The sequence below is a fragment of the Burkholderia sp. LK4 genome, assembly GCF_001043615.1.
Taxonomy (GTDB): Bacteria; Pseudomonadota; Gammaproteobacteria; order Burkholderiales; family Burkholderiaceae; genus Burkholderia; species Burkholderia cepacia.
On sequence record NZ_LDUL01000017.1, the window covers coordinates 16,950 to 35,671 of the forward strand.

Annotated in this window: 15 protein-coding genes; 5 read left to right on the plus strand and 10 right to left on the minus strand. The window is 68.1% G+C overall.

The window, feature by feature from the left end; translation table 11 throughout:
• Nucleotides 1-59 precede the first annotated feature (59 nt).
• The gene (locus VK92_RS09575) at nucleotides 60-1,085 is read left to right on the plus strand and encodes a GlxA family transcriptional regulator (protein WP_048026432.1); all 1,026 of its coding nucleotides are present in this window, start codon (nucleotides 60-62) and stop codon (nucleotides 1,083-1,085) included.
• Between the two features lie 60 nt (nucleotides 1,086-1,145).
• On the opposite strand, the gene VK92_RS09580 is transcribed toward VK92_RS09575, so the two are convergent.
• A complete protein-coding gene (locus VK92_RS09580; protein WP_048026431.1) occupies nucleotides 1,146-2,558 on the minus strand; it encodes a discoidin domain-containing protein in 1,413 nt (470 codons plus the stop codon).
• Between the two features lie 270 nt (nucleotides 2,559-2,828).
• Here VK92_RS09580 and VK92_RS09585 point away from each other — a divergent pair, with 270 nt between their 5' ends.
• The 3 genes from VK92_RS09585 to VK92_RS09595 all read left to right on the plus strand — a co-directional run bounded on the left by VK92_RS09585 (nucleotide 2,829) and on the right by VK92_RS09595 (nucleotide 6,340).
• Entirely contained in the window at nucleotides 2,829-4,247 is a 1,419-nt protein-coding gene (locus VK92_RS09585) for an aminotransferase-like domain-containing protein (protein ID WP_048026429.1), read from the plus strand.
• 264 nt (nucleotides 4,248-4,511) lie between these two features.
• Nucleotides 4,512-5,282 (plus strand): hypothetical protein, encoded by a 771-nt coding sequence (locus VK92_RS09590; RefSeq protein WP_048026428.1) that lies wholly within the window; start codon nucleotides 4,512-4,514, stop codon nucleotides 5,280-5,282.
• Nucleotides 5,283-5,452: 170 nt separating this feature from the next.
• On the plus strand, nucleotides 5,453-6,340 hold the full coding sequence (locus VK92_RS09595) for a DMT family transporter (RefSeq protein WP_048026451.1): 888 nt from the start codon (nucleotides 5,453-5,455) through the stop codon (nucleotides 6,338-6,340).
• Here VK92_RS09595 and VK92_RS09600 read toward each other — a convergent pair.
• From VK92_RS09600 to VK92_RS09640, 9 genes are all read right to left on the minus strand, one after another.
• The gene (locus VK92_RS09600) at nucleotides 6,329-7,243 is read right to left on the minus strand and encodes a LysR substrate-binding domain-containing protein (protein WP_048026426.1); all 915 of its coding nucleotides are present in this window, start codon (nucleotides 7,241-7,243) and stop codon (nucleotides 6,329-6,331) included. The genes VK92_RS09595 and VK92_RS09600 overlap by 12 nt on opposite strands.
• Nucleotides 7,244-7,464: 221 nt before the next feature.
• On the minus strand, nucleotides 7,465-8,661 hold the full coding sequence (gene fdhA / locus VK92_RS09605) for a formaldehyde dehydrogenase, glutathione-independent (protein ID WP_027789739.1): 1,197 nt from the start codon (nucleotides 8,659-8,661) through the stop codon (nucleotides 7,465-7,467).
• A 254-nt stretch (nucleotides 8,662-8,915) separates the two neighbouring features.
• A complete protein-coding gene (locus tag VK92_RS09610; RefSeq protein ID WP_021160621.1) occupies nucleotides 8,916-10,106 on the minus strand; it encodes an HlyD family secretion protein in 1,191 nt (396 codons plus the stop codon).
• A complete protein-coding gene (locus VK92_RS09615; protein ID WP_048026425.1) occupies nucleotides 10,106-11,983 on the minus strand; it encodes an efflux transporter outer membrane subunit in 1,878 nt (625 codons plus the stop codon). Before VK92_RS09615 ends, VK92_RS09610 begins: the two co-directional genes overlap by 1 nt.
• 8 nt (nucleotides 11,984-11,991) lie before the next feature.
• Nucleotides 11,992-12,942, minus strand: coding sequence for a glycosyltransferase family 2 protein (locus VK92_RS09620; RefSeq protein WP_048026423.1), 951 nt, complete (start codon nucleotides 12,940-12,942; stop codon nucleotides 11,992-11,994).
• Nucleotides 12,943-12,952: 10 nt separating this feature from the next.
• Nucleotides 12,953-14,554, minus strand: coding sequence for a DHA2 family efflux MFS transporter permease subunit (locus tag VK92_RS09625; protein ID WP_048026422.1), 1,602 nt, complete (start codon nucleotides 14,552-14,554; stop codon nucleotides 12,953-12,955).
• On the minus strand, nucleotides 14,551-15,834 hold the full coding sequence (locus VK92_RS09630) for a glycosyltransferase (protein WP_048026420.1): 1,284 nt from the start codon (nucleotides 15,832-15,834) through the stop codon (nucleotides 14,551-14,553). The genes VK92_RS09625 and VK92_RS09630 overlap by 4 nt, the downstream gene beginning before the upstream one ends.
• Nucleotides 15,835-15,851: 17 nt before the next feature.
• On the minus strand, nucleotides 15,852-16,421 hold the full coding sequence (locus VK92_RS09635) for a methyltransferase family protein (protein WP_021160336.1): 570 nt from the start codon (nucleotides 16,419-16,421) through the stop codon (nucleotides 15,852-15,854).
• Between the two features lie 67 nt (nucleotides 16,422-16,488).
• Nucleotides 16,489-17,391: an alpha/beta fold hydrolase gene (locus tag VK92_RS09640; protein WP_042975590.1), complete on the minus strand. Its 903-nt coding sequence runs from the start codon at nucleotides 17,389-17,391 to the stop codon at nucleotides 16,489-16,491.
• 719 nt (nucleotides 17,392-18,110) lie between these two features.
• Between VK92_RS09640 and betI the strand changes: the two genes are divergently transcribed.
• On the plus strand, nucleotides 18,111-18,695 hold the full coding sequence (betI, locus tag VK92_RS09645; protein WP_021160333.1) for a transcriptional regulator BetI: 585 nt from the start codon (nucleotides 18,111-18,113) through the stop codon (nucleotides 18,693-18,695).
• Nucleotides 18,696-18,722: the final 27 nt, after the last annotated feature.

Below are 18,722 nucleotides of genomic sequence, written 5' to 3' on the forward strand. Positions count from 1 at the left end.
TACCGCAGCCCGATCCGTGCCCCGGGCCTATAGCTATTAGAGATTTCAGGAAGCTCCCCATGTCCCCCGACCGCACAGCGTCGCTGTCCCACTTCGCGTTCATGCCGTTACCGAATTTCACGATGATCGCGTTCACCAATGCGATCGAGGTGCTTCGGATGGCGAACTACCTGAGCGGCCAGCCGCTCTACCGCTGGTCGGTCATCAGCCCGGAAGGCGGCGCGGTCACCGCGAGCAACGGACTGACGGTCGATACGGGCCCGGCCGAGTGCGTGGGGCAGCCCGACATCGTGTTCGTGTGCGGCGGCGTCGACGTGCAACGCGCGACCACGCCCGCCCATCTGTCGACGCTGCGCCGCTTCGCACGCGCGGGCATCCCGCTCGGCAGCCTGTGCACGGGCACCTATGCGCTCGCGAAGTCGGGGCTGCTCGCGGGCTACGCATGCGCGATCCACTGGGAGAACATGTCGGCGCTGAAGGAGGAGTTTCCGGATACGCGCTTCCTGAAGGAACTGTTCGTGATCGACCGCGACCGCATCACGTGCACGGGCGGCGTCGCGCCGCTCGACATGATGCTGAACCTGATCGCCGCGCGCGTGGGCACCGCGCGCGTCACGCAGATCGCCGAGCAGTTCATCGTCGAACACGTGCGCGACACGAGCGCGCAGCAACGCATGCCGCTCGTCGCGCGCCTCGGCTCGGCGAACAAGTCGCTGTTCGAAGTGATCTCGCTGATGGAGAACAACATCGAGGAGCCGCTGTCGCGCGAGGAGCTCGCGCGGCTCGCGAACATGTCGCAGCGGCAACTGCAGCGCCTGTTCCGCGAACACCTCGGCATGACGCCGACACACTACTACCTGACGCTGCGGCTGCGCCGCGCGCGCGAACTGCTGCTGCAGACCGACATGTCGATCATGCACATCACGATGGCGTGCGGGTTCCAGTCGGCGTGCCATTTCAGCAAGAGCTATCGCGACGCGTTCGGCGTCGCGCCGACCCGCGAACGCCGCAAGCAGGTCGCGCCGCTCGCGCAAGGTGCGGCGAGCGCCAGCCCCGCCTTTCCGGCGCACGTGCTGCATGCGTGAGCGTCGCTGCGATTGACGCATGAAAAAAAACGGCCTGAAAAGGCCGTTTTTTTCTTGCGCTTACGATCCCCACACCTGCATTTCGTACAGCGAGTAACCCCACTGCGTTGCGCGTTTCGTGCCGAGCATCCGCACGTAACGACCGCTGCCGTTGAGATTCGGCAGCGTGACGTGGGTATATGAACCGCCGTTGCTCGTCGAATAGATCGTCGTCCAGTTGACGTTGTCGTTCGACGTCTGGATCTGATAAACGAGCGCGCCCGCATCCCAGTACAGATCCACGTGATCGATGCGCTTCACCGCGCCGAGATCCACGGAGATCCATTGCGAACCGGCACCGGCGCCTTCCGGCGAATCCCAGCGCGTGCCCGTGGTGTTGCCGTCGAACGCCTTGTCCGCCGTAAGCGACGCGTTGTAGCTCGCCGACGCGGCGGCCGGATGCCCCTGCGACAGCAGCACCGGCTGCGCGCCGGCCGGGCCGCCGTAATAGCTCGCCCCGAGCTTGGCCTTCGTCGTGTCGGCATTCACGCCGAATTGCGACAGGCTCCAGCGCTGGCCGGTCGTCACGTCGCCGACGTAGAGCTGATAACCGCCCGCCGTCGTCGACGAGAAGAACACGTAGTTCGTGCCGTTCACCGGAGCCGGATCCGAGTTGTTGCTCACGCAGTCGTTGATCGGCAATGCATTCGGCGTCGATGCCGGGTCGGCGGTCTTCGTATAGATCTGGTCGGCCTGGCCGCTGTCTTTCCAGCGCGCGTAGAACACCATGCCGTCCGCACGCACGATCGGGTAGTACGTCTGCAGCCCGGCCGGATTGTCGAACGTCGCGGTCGCGCCGGTCGCGAGCGTGCGCTTCATCAGCCCCATGTTCGCGCCGGTGCCCGTCGCGTAGTACACGGCGCTCGAATCGGGCGCGAGATACGGCATCGAATACTCGGCGCCGGCCGGTGCGTTCGTCAGGCTCACGACCGACGTGAACACCGGGCCCGCGCTCGTGTACGACAGCGTCGCCTGCTTGACGTCGCCGTTCTGCTTGAACACGAGCGTCTTGCCGTCGGCGCTGAACTTCGGATCCTCGTTGCGCGTGGCACCCGTGCTGTTCGTCAGGTTGACGGGCGGCGTGCCGGCGCCGAGCTGCAGCATGAACACGTTCCATGCGCCGTTGCTGATACCCATGAACGCGAGCCACTTGCCGTCGGGGCTGAACACGCCGTTCATCGGATCGGTGATACCCCACGTGCTCTTGCTCAGTTGCGTCAGCGTATGGGCCGAGAAGTCGTAGAGGAACAGCTGGCTCGTGCCGTCGCCGTACTTCACGTAGCTGTGGTAGACGAGCTTGCCGGTCAGTGCCGCGGGGAACGTCGCGTTCGGCTGGGCGGCGGGATTGCTGATGCAGGCGGCCGTTGCGATGCCGCTCGACAGGTTGAGGGCGATGCCGGCCGCGAGGCCGGCGACGAGAGTCTTCAATTTCACGCTGAATGTTTCCGGGCAAGGTTGTGACGCCGCAGAAAAGATCCCGCGCAGGATGTGCGCGGGCCAGGAGTCCGCCGTCGGGCAGCGTCGATTCCGGTCGGTCGGACATCGGGAACGCGGATTGCTCGAGAGCATGCCGGCTTGTCAGACGAAAGAAAAGAATCAGAGCCCGGCAAAAACATGCGGATCAGCAATTGGGGGCGCGCTTGCACGCGACGGGTGCCGTGCTACTCTTTTTTCGGCAAGGCCCCGATCGGGCGGAGGGCTGGCATGAAGCGATACGCTGTGCTCGCACGAACGATCGCCGACGCAATCCACCGCGGCGACCTGCCGCCCGGTGCGCGCATCCCCACCGTGCGCATGGCCTGCCGCGTGTATGGCGTGAGCCCGTCCACCGTGTTTCGCGCGTATTACGCGCTCGAAGGCGAGGGCCTGATCGTCGCGCGGGCGCGCTCCGGTTATTTCGTTGCGAACCTCGAAGACAAGCACGTGCGGTTCGCCCGCGATCCGCCGCGCAAGCCGGCCGCCGAGCCAACCGGCGGCGACGATGTGCTGTTCCGCCTGCTCGACTCGCTCAAACGCGACGAGATCGTTCCGCTCGGCTCGGCCTTCGCCAGTTATTCCCTGTTCCCGATGAGCAGCCTGTGGCGCGCGATGGCGTCGGCGGCCCGCAACATGGATCGCACGGCGCTGCTGTCCGGCTTGCCGCCCGGCTACGACACGCTGCGCCGCCAGATCGCGCTGCGCTACCTGAACGCAGGCGCGGCGTTGCCGATGGACGAGATCGTCATCACGACCGGCGCGCTCGAAGCGCTGACGCTCAGCCTGCAGGCACTGACCCGCCCGGGCGATATCGTCGCGATCGAGCGTCCGGCATTCCACGCGGCCCTCGACGCCGTGCAGCGCCTGCACCTGAAGGCCGTCGAGATTCCGGTCGACCCGCGCACCGGCCTCGATCTCGATGCGCTCGAAACGGCGCTCGACACGCATCCGGTGCGGGCATGCTGGTTCATGACGTCGTTCCACAACCCGACCGGCGCGACGCTGACCGACGAGCGCAAGCGCGAGCTGATCGACCTGCTCACGGCGCGCGGCGTACCGCTGATCGAGGATGACGTCTATGGCGAGCTGCATTTCGGAACGGCACCCACGCGCCCGGCCAAACTGTATGACGACAGCGGGCTCGTCCTGCATTGCGGTTCGTTCTCGAAATGCCTCGCGCCCGGGTTCCGGATCGGCTGGGTCGCGGCCGGACGCTACGTGCGGCAGATCCGTCAGGCAAGAGGCGTGAGCGCGCCGGCGGCCGACGTGCCCGCGCAGATGGCGCTTTCGAACTACCTGCGCGACGGCGCGTACGACCGCTTCCTGCGCAAGCTGCGCCGCAATCTCGCCGCGCACCAGGCGCAGATGCTGGCGGCCGTGCGGACGTATTTTCCGGACGGCACCGAAGTGTTCGCGCCGCGCGGCGGGTATTTCCTGTGGATCGAACTGCCGCCGCGCGTCGATGCGATGCACCTGTTCGACGATGCGATGGAAAACGGCGTCAGCATCGCGCCGGGGCCGATCTTTTCCGCAACCGGCGGATTCCGCCGCTTTCTTCGGCTCAATTACGGCCGGCCGTGGACACCGGCCGTCGAGCACGCGATGGAGACCATCGGGACGCTCGCGGCCCGGCGGCAGGACGGATAGCACGAAACGTGCACGTCGCGATGCTCCATTTTGCGCATTGCGTTTCACGCGCAGGCAGCCAAGAATGAAGCGGAAGGCAACCGCGGAAGAACGTGCTCCGCCCACCCGACGTCACGGAGAATCCCATGAGCACCGCATGTGCACGACCGTCGGCGATGCACGCGCCGCCGGATTCCGGCTCGGGCCGATCGGTTGCCTTGCAGGACAGCGTCATGTCGACCGGCGAACGTTCGCCTCGTTGACGGCGCCTGCCCGCTTCCGGCAATGCGAGTCCTGCCCAACCGGACGTTCCGCGCACGCGACGACTGGCGCGCGATCCTGAACGCACGAGCCGACGCGCGGCGCACTGCCCGCTGCCGCTGCAGGGAATGCGGCTTCGTGGCCTTCCGCGCGCTCGAGCACTGCCCCGTTTGCGGCCAGTGGGACTGGCCGTTCGATCCGGTTCGCCGCACGCCGGGCGACGCGCGCACCCCGCACGCGGTGCAGCGCTTCGATACGTGGTCGTCGCGCGTCACGCGGACGCTTCGCAACGCGGCGTTCCGGCGGCCGCGCGCATCGAGCGCGCCGATCCTGAGCATCCTGACGCTCGTGCTGCTGGTCGGCGGCTACGTGATGGTCGACCGGGCGTGCAATGCCGATCCGGTCTGTCGCGGCTCGAAGATATCGGGCGCGGCGACGAGCGATGCGGGTGCGTACGTGTCGAACGATCCCGTGCTGCCGGTCCTGCCGGCGCCCGCCTATCCGTTTCATTCGACTGATGGAACCCAGGTGGCGGCCGCGCGACAGCGCAGCCCGGACGTCGGCGAAGCCGCCGGACGAACCACGGTCGCGCGGGCCGCGCCGGCCAACCGTGCACCCGATCGTCCGCATGCCGCCGCCACGGTTCGGGTGGCCGACCTGAAAGCCGGTCGCAATGCCGCGCATCGCGCCCGCGTTTTCCACCGAGTGAGCGCGCACACCGCACACACCGCGCGTGCGCGACGCACCACCACCGCCAGCAATACGCAACTCGCCCAGCTCTATCGCGGCCACTGAGCGCGTACGCGCAATCCGTGCGCACGCTTGCGTCGATTCATTTTTCTAAACCGCCCCTCGCAAAACCTCGTTTGCGCCGCGACGCATGCGTGACGTTCAATGGGTCATTCGCCCGCGCCGGCGCGTATCGCGTTCCGGCCGCTCACCCGATCCACCGAACGGAGCCGTCGATGAATGCACTACAGCTCGTGACCCTTGCTGCCATCTGGGGCGCGTCCTTCCTGTTCATGCGCATGGGTGCGCCGGAATTCGGCGTGGTTCCGCTGATCGCGCTGCGCGTCGCGATCGCGGCCGTGCTGTTGTCGCCGGTGCTGCGCAACGCGCAAGCGCGACAGGAATTCCGCTCGCACCTCGTGCCGCTGTTCGTCGTCGGCATCGCGAACTCGGCGCTGCCGTTCTGCCTGCTGACCTACGCGGCGCTGTTCGTGACGGCCGGCACCGATTCGATCCTGAATGCGACGACGCCGTTGTGGACCGCGATCGTCGCATTCGCATGGCTGCGTACACCGCTGACGAGACCCCAGGCGATCGGCCTCGCGCTGGGCTTTGCCGGTGTCGTCGTGCTCGCCGGTTCCGCGGTCGGCGCCGGCACGCCCGGCGCACCGCGCGCGATCGCCGCCGCGATGCTCGCGACGCTGTCGTACGGGTTCGCCGCGCATTACTCGAAGCGCAAGCTGGCGAATGTCAGGCCGTTCGTGTCGGCGTTCGGCAGCCAGTTGTTCGCGGCGGTCGCACTCGTGCCGCTCGCGCTGCCGATGTGGCCGCACGGCCCCGTTCACGTGTCCGCATGGATCGCGGTGGTGCTGCTCGGCGCGATCTGCACGGCCGTCGCCTATCTGCTGTATTTCGGGCTGATCCGCAACGCGGGCGCGCAATATGCGGCGTCGGTCACGTTCCTGATCCCGATCTTCGGTGTCGTATGGGGCGCGATCTTCCTGCACGAGACGATCACCGTGCAGACGGTCGCCGGCTGCGCGATCATCCTGCTCGGCACCGCGCTCGCGACCGGCAAGCTCAAGGGGTTCGCAACCGCCGCCGTGCGCGGGTCACGCCAGTAGATCGCGCGGGCCGTCGTCGCCACTGCCGATCTCGCTCGCGAGCCAGTCGCGGAACGCGGCGATCTTCCACTCGTGCCGGCGCGCTTCGCTGCACACGACGTAATAGGACAGTTCGGTCGGCCAGGGCCGCGCGAGCACGCGCACCAGCCGGCCGGCCGCGACTTCGTCCCGCGCATAGATGTCGCGCACCAGCGCCATGCCCTGCCCGGCGACCGCCGCCTTGATCAGCAGCGCATCCTCGCTGAAGCTCGCGCCGCGCGGCGCACGGGCATCCTCGATTCCCTGCGCGCGCAGCCACAGCGCCCAGTCGGCGCGGTCCGCGTCCTGCAGCAGCGGATACGACAGGCAGTCGGCGGGCGTGGCGATCGGGCGGGCGGGATCGAGCAGTTGCGGGCTGCAGACGGGCCACAGCTCGGGTGTCCAGATGCGGAACGATGCGTGCCCGGGATAATGGCCCAACCCGTGCCGGATCGCGACGTCGACATAGTCGCGACGCAGGTCGACCAGTTGCGCGCGTGTTTCGACGGTGATTTCGATTTCGGGGTATGCGGCATTGAACGCGCCGAGGCGCTGCACGAGCCACGTGTTCGCGAAGGAGGCGGTGGTCGTCACGGCGAGTCGGACGATGCGCCGATGGGCACCGTGCACGTTCGCCCATGCGGCCTCGATCTCGTTGAAGCCGCCGGCGAGCTGATCGAACAGCGCGCGGCCCGTGCCGGTCAGCTCGAGCTCGCGGCCGGTGCGCTCGAACAGGCGCACGGCGAGGCGATCCTCGAGATTGCGGACGTGCTGGCTGACGGCGCCCGGCGAAATGCAGAGCTGGTCGGCCGCCTGCTTCATGCTGCCGCAGCGCGCCACTTCGACGAACGTGTGCAACGCGGCGAGGGGAAGTGACTTGGCCATTCGTGGATGCGGCGCCGGGCGGCGGCGGCGATGGGTCGGGAACGGGCGACGATTATCGCAGCAATTCCGTGCGGCCGGGATCGGTGGTGCGCAAGCGTTCCGGCCCGCGCGATACCCACGCGCAACCTGCCCTTCTCTGTGCTTCCTCAGCAAAAACGGGCGACCCGTTTCCGGTGCCGCCCGTTTTGCGTGACGCGCTGCGCGCGTCGGACGCTAGCGCATCACGCGGCCAGCAACCCGTGCGGGTCGATGACGAATTTGCGCGGCGCGCCGCCGTCGAACTTCTTGTAGCCTTCCGGCGCCTGATCGAGCGAAATCACTTCGACGTTGACGATCTTTGCGATCGGCAGCCGGTCGAACAGGATCGCCTGCATCAGGTTGCGGTTGTACTTCAGCACCGGCGTCTGCCCCGTGAAGAACGAGTGCGACTTCGCCCAGCCGAGGCCGAAACGGATGCTCAGGCTGCCGTGCTGCGCGGCCTTGTCCTTCGCGCCCGGATCGTCCGTCACGTACAGGCCCGGGATGCCGATCGCGCCGGCCGGCCGCGTGATTTCCATCAGCGAGTTCAGCACCGTGGCCGGTGCCTCTTCAGCGTGGCCCGACGAGCCGTGGCCGTGCGCCTCGAAGCCGACGCAGTCGACCGCGCAGTCGATCTCGGGCACGCCGAGAATCTGCTCGATCTGCTCGCCGAGCGACGCGTCCTTCGACAGGTCGACCGTCTCGAAACCCATCGCCTTCGCGTGCGCGAGGCGTTCCGCGTTCATGTCGCCGACGATCGTCACGGCCGCGCCGAGCAGGCGTGCCGATGCGGCCGCCGCCATCCCGACCGGGCCCGCGCCCGCGATATAGACCGTCGAGCCCGGCTTCACGCCCGCGCTCACCGCGCCGTGATAGCCGGTCGGCAGAATGTCGGACAGGCAGGTCAGGTCGCGGATCTTCGCCATCGCCTGGTCGCGGTCGGGGAATTTCAGCAGGTTGAAATCGGCATACGGCACGAGCACGTACTCGGCCTGGCCGCCGATCCAGCCGCCCATGTCGACGTAGCCATAGGCGCCGCCGGCACGCGACGGGTTCACGTTCAGGCACACGCCCGTATGCGTGTCCTTGCACATCGCGCAGCGGCCGCAAGCGACGTTGAACGGCACCGACACGAGATCGCCGAGCTTCAGCGTTTCGACGTCGCGGCCGATCTCGACCACCTCGCCCGTGATTTCGTGACCGAGCACGAGGCCGACCGGCGCGGTCGTGCGGCCGCGCACCATGTGCTGGTCGGAACCGCAGATGTTCGTGCTGACCACTTTCAGGATCACACCGTGGCCGATCGCGCGGCCGCTCGGATCGACCATCTTCGGATAATCGATTTTCTGGACTTCGACCTGGCCCGGTCCAAGATAGACGACACCTCGATTGCTGCTCATCGTATTGTCTCCATGTCTCGTTGGTGGCGCCGCGGCGCGCCGGCGCCATCCGGCGCACGCGCAACGTGCTGTTCGAGAGTAGTCCCGGAGGCAGGGGCGCCGATGTCTCAAACGCGACACGCGTTTGAACGACGCCGACATCGATGGCGGAAATACGAAAGTCGGGCGGGAACCGATGGAAAGGTTTCGCGGGCGGCGTGACGCACCGAGGCGGGTCGGTCGTCGCGATCGGCCGCCCCTCTTCCGGGCAGGCGCTACCCGCCCTGATTCTCGCGAATGATCGCGGCCGCCGCCGCTTCCGCGTCGCTCGCCACCCCGTCGTGCACGCGCGTGCTGACGGCCGGCGTCGGCGGCTCGCTGTCGAGCGCATGGCCGTTGCGGTCGTGCGTGTCGACCGTTGCGCGCATCGACAGCCCGACGCGCAGCGGATGCGCGGCGAGATCGCGCGGCTCGAGCGCAATGACGACCGGCACGCGCTGCACGACCTTGATCCAGTTGCCGGCCGCGTTCTGCGACGGCAGCATCGAGAACGCGCTGCCCGTACCCGCCGAGAAGCCCTGCACACGGCCGCGATAGGTCACGCGCGAGCCGTAGAGATCCGACACGACCTCGACCGGCTGCCCGATGCGCATGTGGCGAATCTGCCCTTCCTTGAAGTTCGCCTCGATCCACAGCTGGTTGAGCTGCACGATCGACATCAGCGGCACGCCGGGCCCGACCTGCTGGCCGACCTGCACCGAACGCTGCCCGATCGTGCCGTCGACGGGCGCGACGATCGTCGTGCGCTTCAGGTTGCGGTACGCGAGCTTGAACTGCGCGGCCGCCTGCACGACGGCCGGGTTTTCGTCGACGGGCAGCCTGGTGCCGAGCGCGCGCGCCGCGTCGAGCTGCGCCTGCGCGGCCGCGAGATTCGCCTGCGCACCGGCGACCGCCGCCCGTGCACGTGCGAGTTCCTCGGGGGCGACGATCTCGACCGATGCGCCGGAGCGCGCGGCAAACGCACGCTGCGCGAGCGACAGGTCGGCGCGCCGCGCGTTCACGGCCTCGACGTACATCGTGTTCGAGATCTTCGCGTTCGCGACCTGCCGCACGGCCTGTGCGAGCTGCGCCTTCGCCTGCGCGAACGCAACGGACGCCTCGGTGTCATCGAGCTTCACGAGCGTCTGGCCGGCGCGCACGGCCTGCGTATCGGCGACCACGACATCGGTCACCGATCCCGGGATCTGCGCGGCGACCTGCACGATGCTGCCGGCCACGTACGCGTCGTCGGTGTCTTCGTAATAACGATCGCTCAGCAACCAGTATGCGATCCATGCAAGCGCGGCCACCAGCACGACCGCGAAGAACACGATGAAGCGCTTGCGACGCGTCGCGCGGCGCGCGTCGAGTGCCGGATCGTTCAGTGCGGCCGGCGGCGCGGCGGTATGTAGGTTGTCGTGGTGCATCAGTCGCTTTGCGTAACGATCAGACGATCGTGCTGGAACAGGGGGATCGGCGGCATGACCGACTGGCTCGGTGCCGGAGTCGCAGCCGCCGTGCGCGCGGGAACGGCGGTGCCGCGAGGCGTCGCGCCGACGGCCGGCGTGCGTGCCGCGTCGTCGCGTCGTGCGGCACCGGTATCCGATGCGGCGACGACCTGCGGGACGGCCACGCTCCGCGCACGCGCATCGGCCGACGGCCCTGCCGCCGATGTGCCCGCGTTCGCGGCGGATGCGGTCGTGGCGGTCGCAGCCGCCATCGCGCGTGCTGCGGGCGCTGCCGGTGCGACGGTCGACGCACCTCGTTTCGCCGCCCCGCTACGCGCGCGATGCGCGGCCGGCGCCTGCGCGACCATCGCGCCCGCATCGAACCCGCCGCCCAACGCACCGACCAGCCCGACACGCAGCGTGCGCTGCCGGCCGAGCAGCGCGATCAACTGCGCGCGCTCGTCGATCAGCGTGAGATCCGCGACATCCACGTCCTTCTGCATCAGCACACCGCGCCGATGGCGGTCGGTCGCGATCTGCACGATCTTTTGCGCGGCCGCGACCGCATCCTGCTGTTGCGCGACGAGCGTCTGCGACGTCTGCAGCGACGTGACGAGCTGCGCGACCTGCCCGAGCGCATCGTCGACGGTCTTGTTGTACAGCCCGATCGCCACGTCGGCCTGCGCGACGTCCGCCCCGAGCTTCGCCTTCAGCCGGCCGCGATCGAAGACCGGCAGCGAGATCGCCGGGCCGACCGAACCGGCGAGCGCGTCGCGCGAGAACAGCGACGCGGGCGTCAGCGCGAACACGCCGCCGAGCGCGACGAGGTTCACGTCCGGATAGAACTGCGCGCGCGTCGAATCGGCATTCGCGAACGCGGCTTCGACGCGCAACCGCGCGGCGACGATGTCGGGCCGGCGGCCGAGGAGACCGGCCGGCAGCCGCGCGGGCAGCACGCCGCCGGCAAATGCGCCGACGCGCGGCCGCTGCAGCGCGAGCCCGCGCTCCGGGCCGCGGCCCGACAGCACGCCGAGCTGCAGTTGCGCGAGCTTGATCTGCTCGTCGTTCTGCGCGATCTGCGCGAGCAGCTTGCTGCGCTTGATCGAGGCATCGCTCGCGTCGTATGCGTTGTCGAGCCCGCGCGCGGTGCGCTCGCGCAGCACGGTCGTCACGCGCTGGCTCACCTTCAGCTTCTGCTGCAGCAGTTCCTGCATCGCGTACGCCTGGTCGAGCTGGCAGTACACGGTGACGATCGCGACCGCCAGCGTGAGCCGCACCTGCTCGGCCTCGACCCGCGCCGCTTCACGCAGCGACATCAGGCTCTTCGTCGCGGCGCGGTTCTTGCCCCACAGATCGAGCTGGTAGTTGAGCCCGACGAACACCGACGACGGCGATACGTTCGGATCGCCGAAGATCTCGACCGGCACGCGGTAGCCGCCGACCGACACGTTGGCGACGTCGTCGCCCGGCTTCGGCATCCGTGCGCGGCTGACCGTTGCGCCGGCCGTGCCCGTCAGCCCCGTCAACGAATCGAACTGCTGAAGCTGCGCCTGCGCGATCCGCAGCCGCGCCTGCGCAACCTGCAGGTCGGGGTTGTTCTGCGACGCCTCGGCGACCAGCGCGTCGAGCTGCGGATCCTGCAACTGCTTCACCCAGTCAGGCGCGGGCCATGCGCCGTTCACGCCGGGGCCGGCCGTCTGCGCGAGCGCATCGTCGGCCGGCACGTGCAACGACAGCGACGGCAGGAAGCCCGTCGGCACGCATCCGCCCAATGCCAGCGACACCGCCGCGGCACCGATCGCCGCGCCGCCCTTCATGCGATGCGCCCAACCCGCCGCTTGTTTCACCCGCCGCATCTCGCTCCTCACCCCTGCTGAATGCGCTGCTCGACGCGCCGCGCACGCTCGGCCAGCCGCGGCCGCGTGCGCTCGAGCGGGCCGAGCCGGCCGAACAGGCCGTCCGCGATGCCGAACAGGATGCCGGCGAGCTTCGCGCGCTTGTCGCGTTCGACGAGCGCGATCTGCACGACCTGCCACACCGTCAGCAGGTTCGGCACGATCGCCACCGGAAAGCGCAGCCCGTACTGCATCCCGAGCTGCACCGCATTGCGTGCGCTGTAGTAGCGCCGTTGCCACGAGTGATTCATCGACGTCATTTCGAACGGGCCGATCGCGTGGCGCTGCTTCGCGCCGATCCGGTGCGGCAGCACCAGCGACGGCACGACATAAAGCGGCACGTTGCGCGCCAGTGCGCGAAAGCTGTACTCGGTGTCGACGTGATCGATGAACAGCGTCTCGTCGAAGCGGCCGAGCACGTCGAACGCATCGCGCGACACGACGCAGCCCGACGAAATCAGGAACGCGCAACGCTGCAGCGGCGCGCCCGGCTCGATGCGCAAGCGGCGCAGCCCGATCCCGTTGGTCGAGAGTTCGGGCAGGAAACTGCGCGCGTTCTCGTCGAAAATGCGCGGGCCGGCCAGGAACGCACGCCCCGCGAGCCCTGCGCAGACGTCGCGCATCGCGGGGAAATACGCGGCGGGCACGGACGAATCCTGGTCGAACAGCGCGACGGCGTCGACGCGGTCGCGAAACAGCGCCGCGAGGCCCGCGTTGTACGCGCCGGCAATGCCACCGCGATTGCCGTGATGCAGCAGCGCGATGCCCTCGCGCGCGCACAGCGCGCGCGCCCGCGCATCGGGCTGCGGCGTGTTGTCGACGACGAGCAGCGCGTCGCACGCGTGCCGCCAGGTGCCGAGCGCGTCGAGCTGCGCGTCGCTCGGGTGATACAGGATCACGAGTGCGCCGAGTGTCGTCATGTTCCTCTCCTCAATGCCCGAACGACGCGGCCGCGCCACGCTTCGGCCGCGTCAGCCACATCATCGCCGCGAGTGCGAGACACGTCATGCTCGCCATCCAGAACATGTCGTTGGTCGCCATCATGTAGGCCTGCTGCATCACGACCTGGTGCAGCGTCGTCAGCTCGCGCACGCCGTCCACGCCCATCGCGTTCAGCGTGTGCACGAAACGCTGCGTGTTCGCCGATGCGTGCGTGACGGATTGCGACACGACGTCGTAGTGATAGGTCGCGCGGTTGTCCCACAGCGTCACGCTCATCGCGGTGCCGAACGCGGCCGACAGCGTGCGCAGGAAGTTCGACAGGCTCGACGCGGCGGCAAGCCGGTCGTCCGGAATGCGCGACAGCGTCGCGGCCGTCAGCGGAATGAAGAAGCACGGCAGCCCGATCCCCTGGATCAACCCGGGCGCGGCGATCTGCGCGAACGTCATCTTCAGCGTGAAATGCGCATCCCACGCGAGCACGGCAGCGAACACGAGGAAGCCGAAGGTCGCGAGCACGCGCGCGTCGAAGCGATGCGCGTGCAGCCCGACGAGGATCGAGAACACCAGCGCGAGCACGCCGAGCGACGCCGTCGCGAGCCCCGCGTGAAACGCGTTGTAGCCCATCACGGCCTGCATCCACAGCGGAAACACGACGCCGACCACCGAGAAGCTCATCATCCCGAGCGAGATGATCAACACGCAGAACGAGAACGTGCGATCTCGGAACAGGCTCAGGTCGACGACGGGATGCGCCTCGCCCGCCTCCCAGATCAGCAGCGACACGATCGCGAGCCCCGCGACCACCGCCAGCGTGACGATCAGCGGTGAACCGAACCAGCCGCGATCATGGCCGAGATCGAGCATCGCCTGCAGCGAGCCGACGCCGATCACGAGCAGCACGATGCCCGGCACGTCGATCGGGCCGGCCGTGCCGCGTTGCGCGTCGGGGCGCAGCATCGCGGTGCAGACCGCGAACGAGAACAGCCCGATCGGCAGGTTGATCAGGAAGATCCACGGCCACGAGAAGTTGTCGACGATCCAGCCGCCGACCACCGGCCCGAAGATCGGCGCGAGCAGCACCGTCATCGCCCACAGCGCGAGCGCGATCGTGCGCTTGTCCGGCGGGAACGTGCGCAGCAGGATCGTCTGCGACAGCGGCACCATCGGCCCCGAGCACAGCCCCTGCAGCGCGCGGCAGATCACGAGCACGTGCAGGTCGCGCGCGAGCCCGCACAGCAGCGACGTCAGCGTGAACAGCAGCACCGCGCCGACGAACAGCCGCAGCTCGCCGACGCGGCGCGCGAGCCAGCCCGTCAGCGGCACCGCGATCGCGGCCGCGACCGAATACGAACTGATCACCCACGTGCCCTGGCTGTTCGAGACGCCGAGACTGCCGGAAATGGCCGGCACCGCGACGTTCGTCACGGTCGAGTCGAGCACCTCGATGAAGGTCGCGAGCGACAGCGCGAACGTCAGCAGCGCGAGCCGAATGCCGCGCACCGGCTGCGCGGACGGTTCCGACGCCGGGGCCGGCGCATCGAACGCGGACGCCGCGACGGGCTCGCCTTGAAGCGGCGACGCGGTGCTCATGCGCCGGCCGCCGCGACAGCGGCCCGCGCGGTCGCCCGCGTGCGCTTCGGCGCGAACCGTTCGATGAAATCGGCGGCCGCACGACAGCCGTCCGGCGCGGCGGCGAGCAGCGCACGGGCGCGCTCCGCATGCACCGCGAACGCGGGTTCGTCGAGCACGTGCGCAAGCGCCGCGCCGAGACGCGCGCCGTCGATCGGGCCGTCTACGCGCACGCCGCAGCCGCTCGCCACGACGCGTTGCGCGTTGTCGAACTGGTCGTGCGCGAACGGCGTGACGACCTGGACGATCCCGGCTTCGAACGCGAGCGCCGCCGTGCCGATCCCGCCGTGATGCACGAGCGCGCGGCAGCGCGGCAGCAGCGTGCGCATCGGCACGAAGCGGCGCACCAGCAACCGGTTGCCGTCCGGCGCCGCATCGTGCGGCGTCAGCAGGATCCCGCGCGCGCCGGTCGCGCGCAGCGCGTCCGCCACCGCGCGCGCATACGCCGCGTGATCGACGAGCGTCGAGCCGGCCGTGAACACGACGGGTGGCTCGCCGGCCGCAAGAAACGCATCGAGTTCCGCATCGTCGTCAGGCACCGCGATATCGTTGAACAGCGGAAAACCGCTTTGCAGATGATTCGACGGCCAGTCCGGCTGCGGCGGCGCGAACCAGCCGGGAAACAGGCACAGCACGCCGTCGGTGGAATGCAGCCAGCGGCCCAGTACGCGCCGCGCGGGCGCGAGCCCGAGCTCGCGGCGCACCGCGTTGAGCGCGGGGCCGCATGTGCGATCGAGCACCTGGCGCTCGATCAGCGTCATCAGCGCCGTCTTCACGGGCAGCGGCCAACGCGCGGGTATCGTCAGGCGCGGGTGGGTCGGCGGCGCATGCGCGGACAGCAGCGTCGACGGCGACACCTGCACCGACACATACGGCGTGCCGTGCAGCTCCTGCATGAAGCGCGCGGAGAACGCCCACAGCGTGCCGACGAGCACCGTGTCGCCGTCGGCCAGTGCACGCAGCGCGTCGTAGTGCGGGCGCAGCGTCGGTGCGATCACCTGCCACAGCGTGCGAAACGACGTGCGCGAATCCCACAGCGCGGGGTTCGCCATCGCGGCCTCGTATTCGGCCGCGGTGCCGATCGGCACGAATTCGAATCCGCAATGGCGCACGGGCGCCTCGAACGGCGCGTGCGTGCAGAACACGACGTCGTGACCGCGCGCCGCGAGCGTGCGCGCGACGCCGAGCAGCGGATGCACGTCGCCCGCCGAGCCGATCGCGGTCACGATCATCTTCGCCATCGCGCGCCTCGCGGGGATCAGTAGAAGCCGGGAATCAGCGCCGCGACCTCGCGGCGGTACTGCGTGTATGCCGGCCCGAAATACCCGGTCAGCCAGCTTTCCTCGACACGCACCTTGTACGCGAGCGACGCGAACACGAGCAGCACGCCGATCGCGCCGCGCCATTCGCCGCCGATCAGCGCGGCACCGGCGAGCGCGATCAGGCAGCCCGTATAGATCGGGTGACGCACGAGCGCGTACGGCCCGGTGCGCACGAGTTCATGGTCTTCCTTCAGCGTGACCGACACGCTCCAGTTCGTGCCGAGATGCAACCGCGCCCACACCGAGAACAGCAGGCCCGCGACCAGCACCGCGAGCCCGCACTGCGCCTGCAGGCCGAAGCGCTGCCAGTCGGGCACGAGTGCCTGCCACGACGGATCGGGCAGGATGATCAGCGCGCCGCCGACGATCAGCGGAATCGACTGCAGCGTGCGCGAGCGCGACGCTTCCTTGCGCACGGTCGCCTTCACGCCTTGCGAAGTGGCGATCCAGTAGGCGAGCCACGCGGCCCACGGAACGACGATGGCGATGGTCTGAACGATATTCACGGCTGGCCTGCCTCGTTGGGATGGGAATTCGGATGCGCGTTGCGTACCGGACGCACGGCGCGCGGCGTCACGACGACAGCGCGTGCATCGGCGCGGGCACGCACGCCTGCGCGGCGGCGAGCGCGATGCCGGAGGCGAGCGACGACTCGCCACAGAAAAAGTCGAGCAGCGCCGCACGCGTGTATTCGCGCTGCGCGCGGCCTTCGATGTCGAGGAAGTGGCCGGCGTCCGGCACCGTCGCGAACCGCGCGCGCGGCACGTGCGCGCCGAGCTGGCGCACGTCGGCGGGCGTCGTGTATTCGTCACGCTCGCCGTTCAGGAACAGCAGCTCGCAGCCGATGTTCGAGAACTCGCTGAGGTAGCGCTCGGGCTGCAGCGACAGGATCTGGTCGACGTGGAACGCGACCTGGTCCTGCTCGTCGCGCGGCAGGCGCGTGAGATAGCGGTAGTTGTACAGCTTCATGATGCGCGGCAGATAACGGCCGACGGTGTCGTTCAGCAACTGCGCGGCCTTCAGGTTCTCGCCAGCCGCGATGTGGTCGCGGGCGCGCGTCACGTAGTCGACCATCGCGTCGTTCAGGAACGGCGAGAACGAGCAGATCGCCGCGCGCCGCACGCTCGGGCAGCCGCGCGCGAGCGCGAACAGCGACGCCACGCCGCCCCACGACACCGACACGAGGTAGGCCGGCGCGAAACGCTCGACCAGATACTGCAGGATCGCGGCTTCGTCGTCTTTCGTCAGGATGAAGCAGCCCGGGTTGTGCTGGCGCGACTGCCCCGCGTACGGCAGGTCGAAGCAGATCGTGTTCATCCGCTCGCCGAGATACTGGACGGTCTGCCCGAACGACGCGGTCGTCGCGAGCGCGCCGTTGACGAGCATCGCCGTGTCGAACGCCGGGTCGAACACGTTCCGTTCGACGTAGACCTTCAGACCATTCGGTAGCGGGACCACGTGTTTTTCGGTCAGCATCGTCGTTCTCCGGTGGATGCGGCGTCTCGACGTCGCGGCATGCTGCAGGTGCGCAATGGCTGCGCCGGTTTTCGCGCGCAATCCGAATCGCGCGGTTGGCCAATGCACCGCGGCAATACCGGCGGCATCGATTCATTCCTCGTAGTGCGGCGCCATACTAATACGGACAATATTACTGACTCAAGTCATTCCAACGATACCCTCTACTCTGTCAGGAAATACCGCCGCTTCAAATTATTCCGTCATTTTTTATGGTAAGCGGAATCCTTTCGAGGGTGACCGCAATCGTTTGCGGAGCGCCGGCCCAAGCCCGCCTTACCATGCATTATTCATTGCAAATCAATAACTTGATCCGTTTCATTCACTTATTTCAAACGGATTTTCATGAATGAATCGTGACGTCGTTTCTTCGTCCGACTTCGATATTTCACCGAATATCACATAGCTCAATATTCTTTCATTCCGTAATCGCTTCGACACCCGCAACGATTAACCGGATTGATTGCCGACTTCAGAAAGCGTTTTAAACAAACTTCTGTTTTCTTAACCATCTTTCGATTATTTTTCCGCACCTGCACAACGCACGATCGACTGCTCTTTCGTCTGCCCGGCCCCCGTCGTCACCGTCAGACCCCGATTTTTTGTTGATTGAACGATCAATAAAAAACCGCTAAGCTCTCGACTTCCATGGACGGCCCGTCCGGGCGAAGGGAGTCGCGATGCCGAAAGTCGGAATGCGGGAGATTCGCCGCGCACAGTTGATCGACGCCACGCTGCGTTCGATCGACGAAGCGGGCCTGCCCGGCACGACGCTCGCGTCCGTCGCGCAGCGCGCGAACATCTCGACGGGTATCGTCAGCCACTACTTCGGCGACAAGGACGGCCTGCTCGAAGCGACGATGCGGCACGTGCTGCGCGACCTGTGGTCGGCCACCACGCGCCGCCGCGTGGCGGCACGCAAGGACCCGCGCTCGCGGCTGCGCGCGATCGTCGCCGCGAACTTCGACGACACACAGGTGAGCGCCCCCGTCATGAAGACGTGGCTCGCGTTCTGGTCGCAGAGCATGCACGACCCGATGCTCAAGCGCCTGCAGCACGTCAACACGCGGCGCCTCCATTCGAACCTGTGCGCGGAATTCGCGAAGGCGTTGCCGCGTACGCAAGCGCGCGAGGCCGCCAGCGGCCTCGCCGCGCTGATCGACGGCCTGTGGCTGCGCGGCGCACTCGCCGGCGGCCCGATCGACACCCGGGCTGCATTGAAGCTCGCCCACGATTACATCGACCTGCTGCTCGCGTCCGACTGACGCGCGACGCAGTCGCCCTCAAGGAGA

Bases quoted from the DNA above. Each gene is read 5' to 3' on its own strand.
- VK92_RS09575 (WP_048026432.1), top strand. From the start codon at position 60: ATGTCCCCCGACCGCACAGCGTCGCTGTCCCACTTCGCGTTCATGCCG.
- VK92_RS09585 (WP_048026429.1), top strand. From the start codon at position 2,829: ATGAAGCGATACGCTGTGCTCGCACGAACGATCGCCGACGCAATCCAC.
- VK92_RS09590 (WP_048026428.1), top strand. From the start codon at position 4,512: ATGCGAGTCCTGCCCAACCGGACGTTCCGCGCACGCGACGACTGGCGC.
- VK92_RS09595 (WP_048026451.1), top strand. From the start codon at position 5,453: ATGAATGCACTACAGCTCGTGACCCTTGCTGCCATCTGGGGCGCGTCC.
- VK92_RS09600 (WP_048026426.1), bottom strand. From the start codon at position 7,243: ATGGCCAAGTCACTTCCCCTCGCCGCGTTGCACACGTTCGTCGAAGTG.
- fdhA (WP_027789739.1), bottom strand. From the start codon at position 8,661: ATGAGCAGCAATCGAGGTGTCGTCTATCTTGGACCGGGCCAGGTCGAA.
- VK92_RS09610 (WP_021160621.1), bottom strand. From the start codon at position 10,106: ATGCACCACGACAACCTACATACCGCCGCGCCGCCGGCCGCACTGAAC.
- VK92_RS09615 (WP_048026425.1), bottom strand. From the start codon at position 11,983: ATGCGGCGGGTGAAACAAGCGGCGGGTTGGGCGCATCGCATGAAGGGC.
- VK92_RS09620 (WP_048026423.1), bottom strand. From the start codon at position 12,942: ATGACGACACTCGGCGCACTCGTGATCCTGTATCACCCGAGCGACGCG.
- VK92_RS09625 (WP_048026422.1), bottom strand. From the start codon at position 14,554: ATGAGCACCGCGTCGCCGCTTCAAGGCGAGCCCGTCGCGGCGTCCGCG.
- VK92_RS09630 (WP_048026420.1), bottom strand. From the start codon at position 15,834: ATGGCGAAGATGATCGTGACCGCGATCGGCTCGGCGGGCGACGTGCAT.
- VK92_RS09640 (WP_042975590.1), bottom strand. From the start codon at position 17,391: ATGCTGACCGAAAAACACGTGGTCCCGCTACCGAATGGTCTGAAGGTC.
- betI (WP_021160333.1), top strand. From the start codon at position 18,111: ATGCCGAAAGTCGGAATGCGGGAGATTCGCCGCGCACAGTTGATCGAC.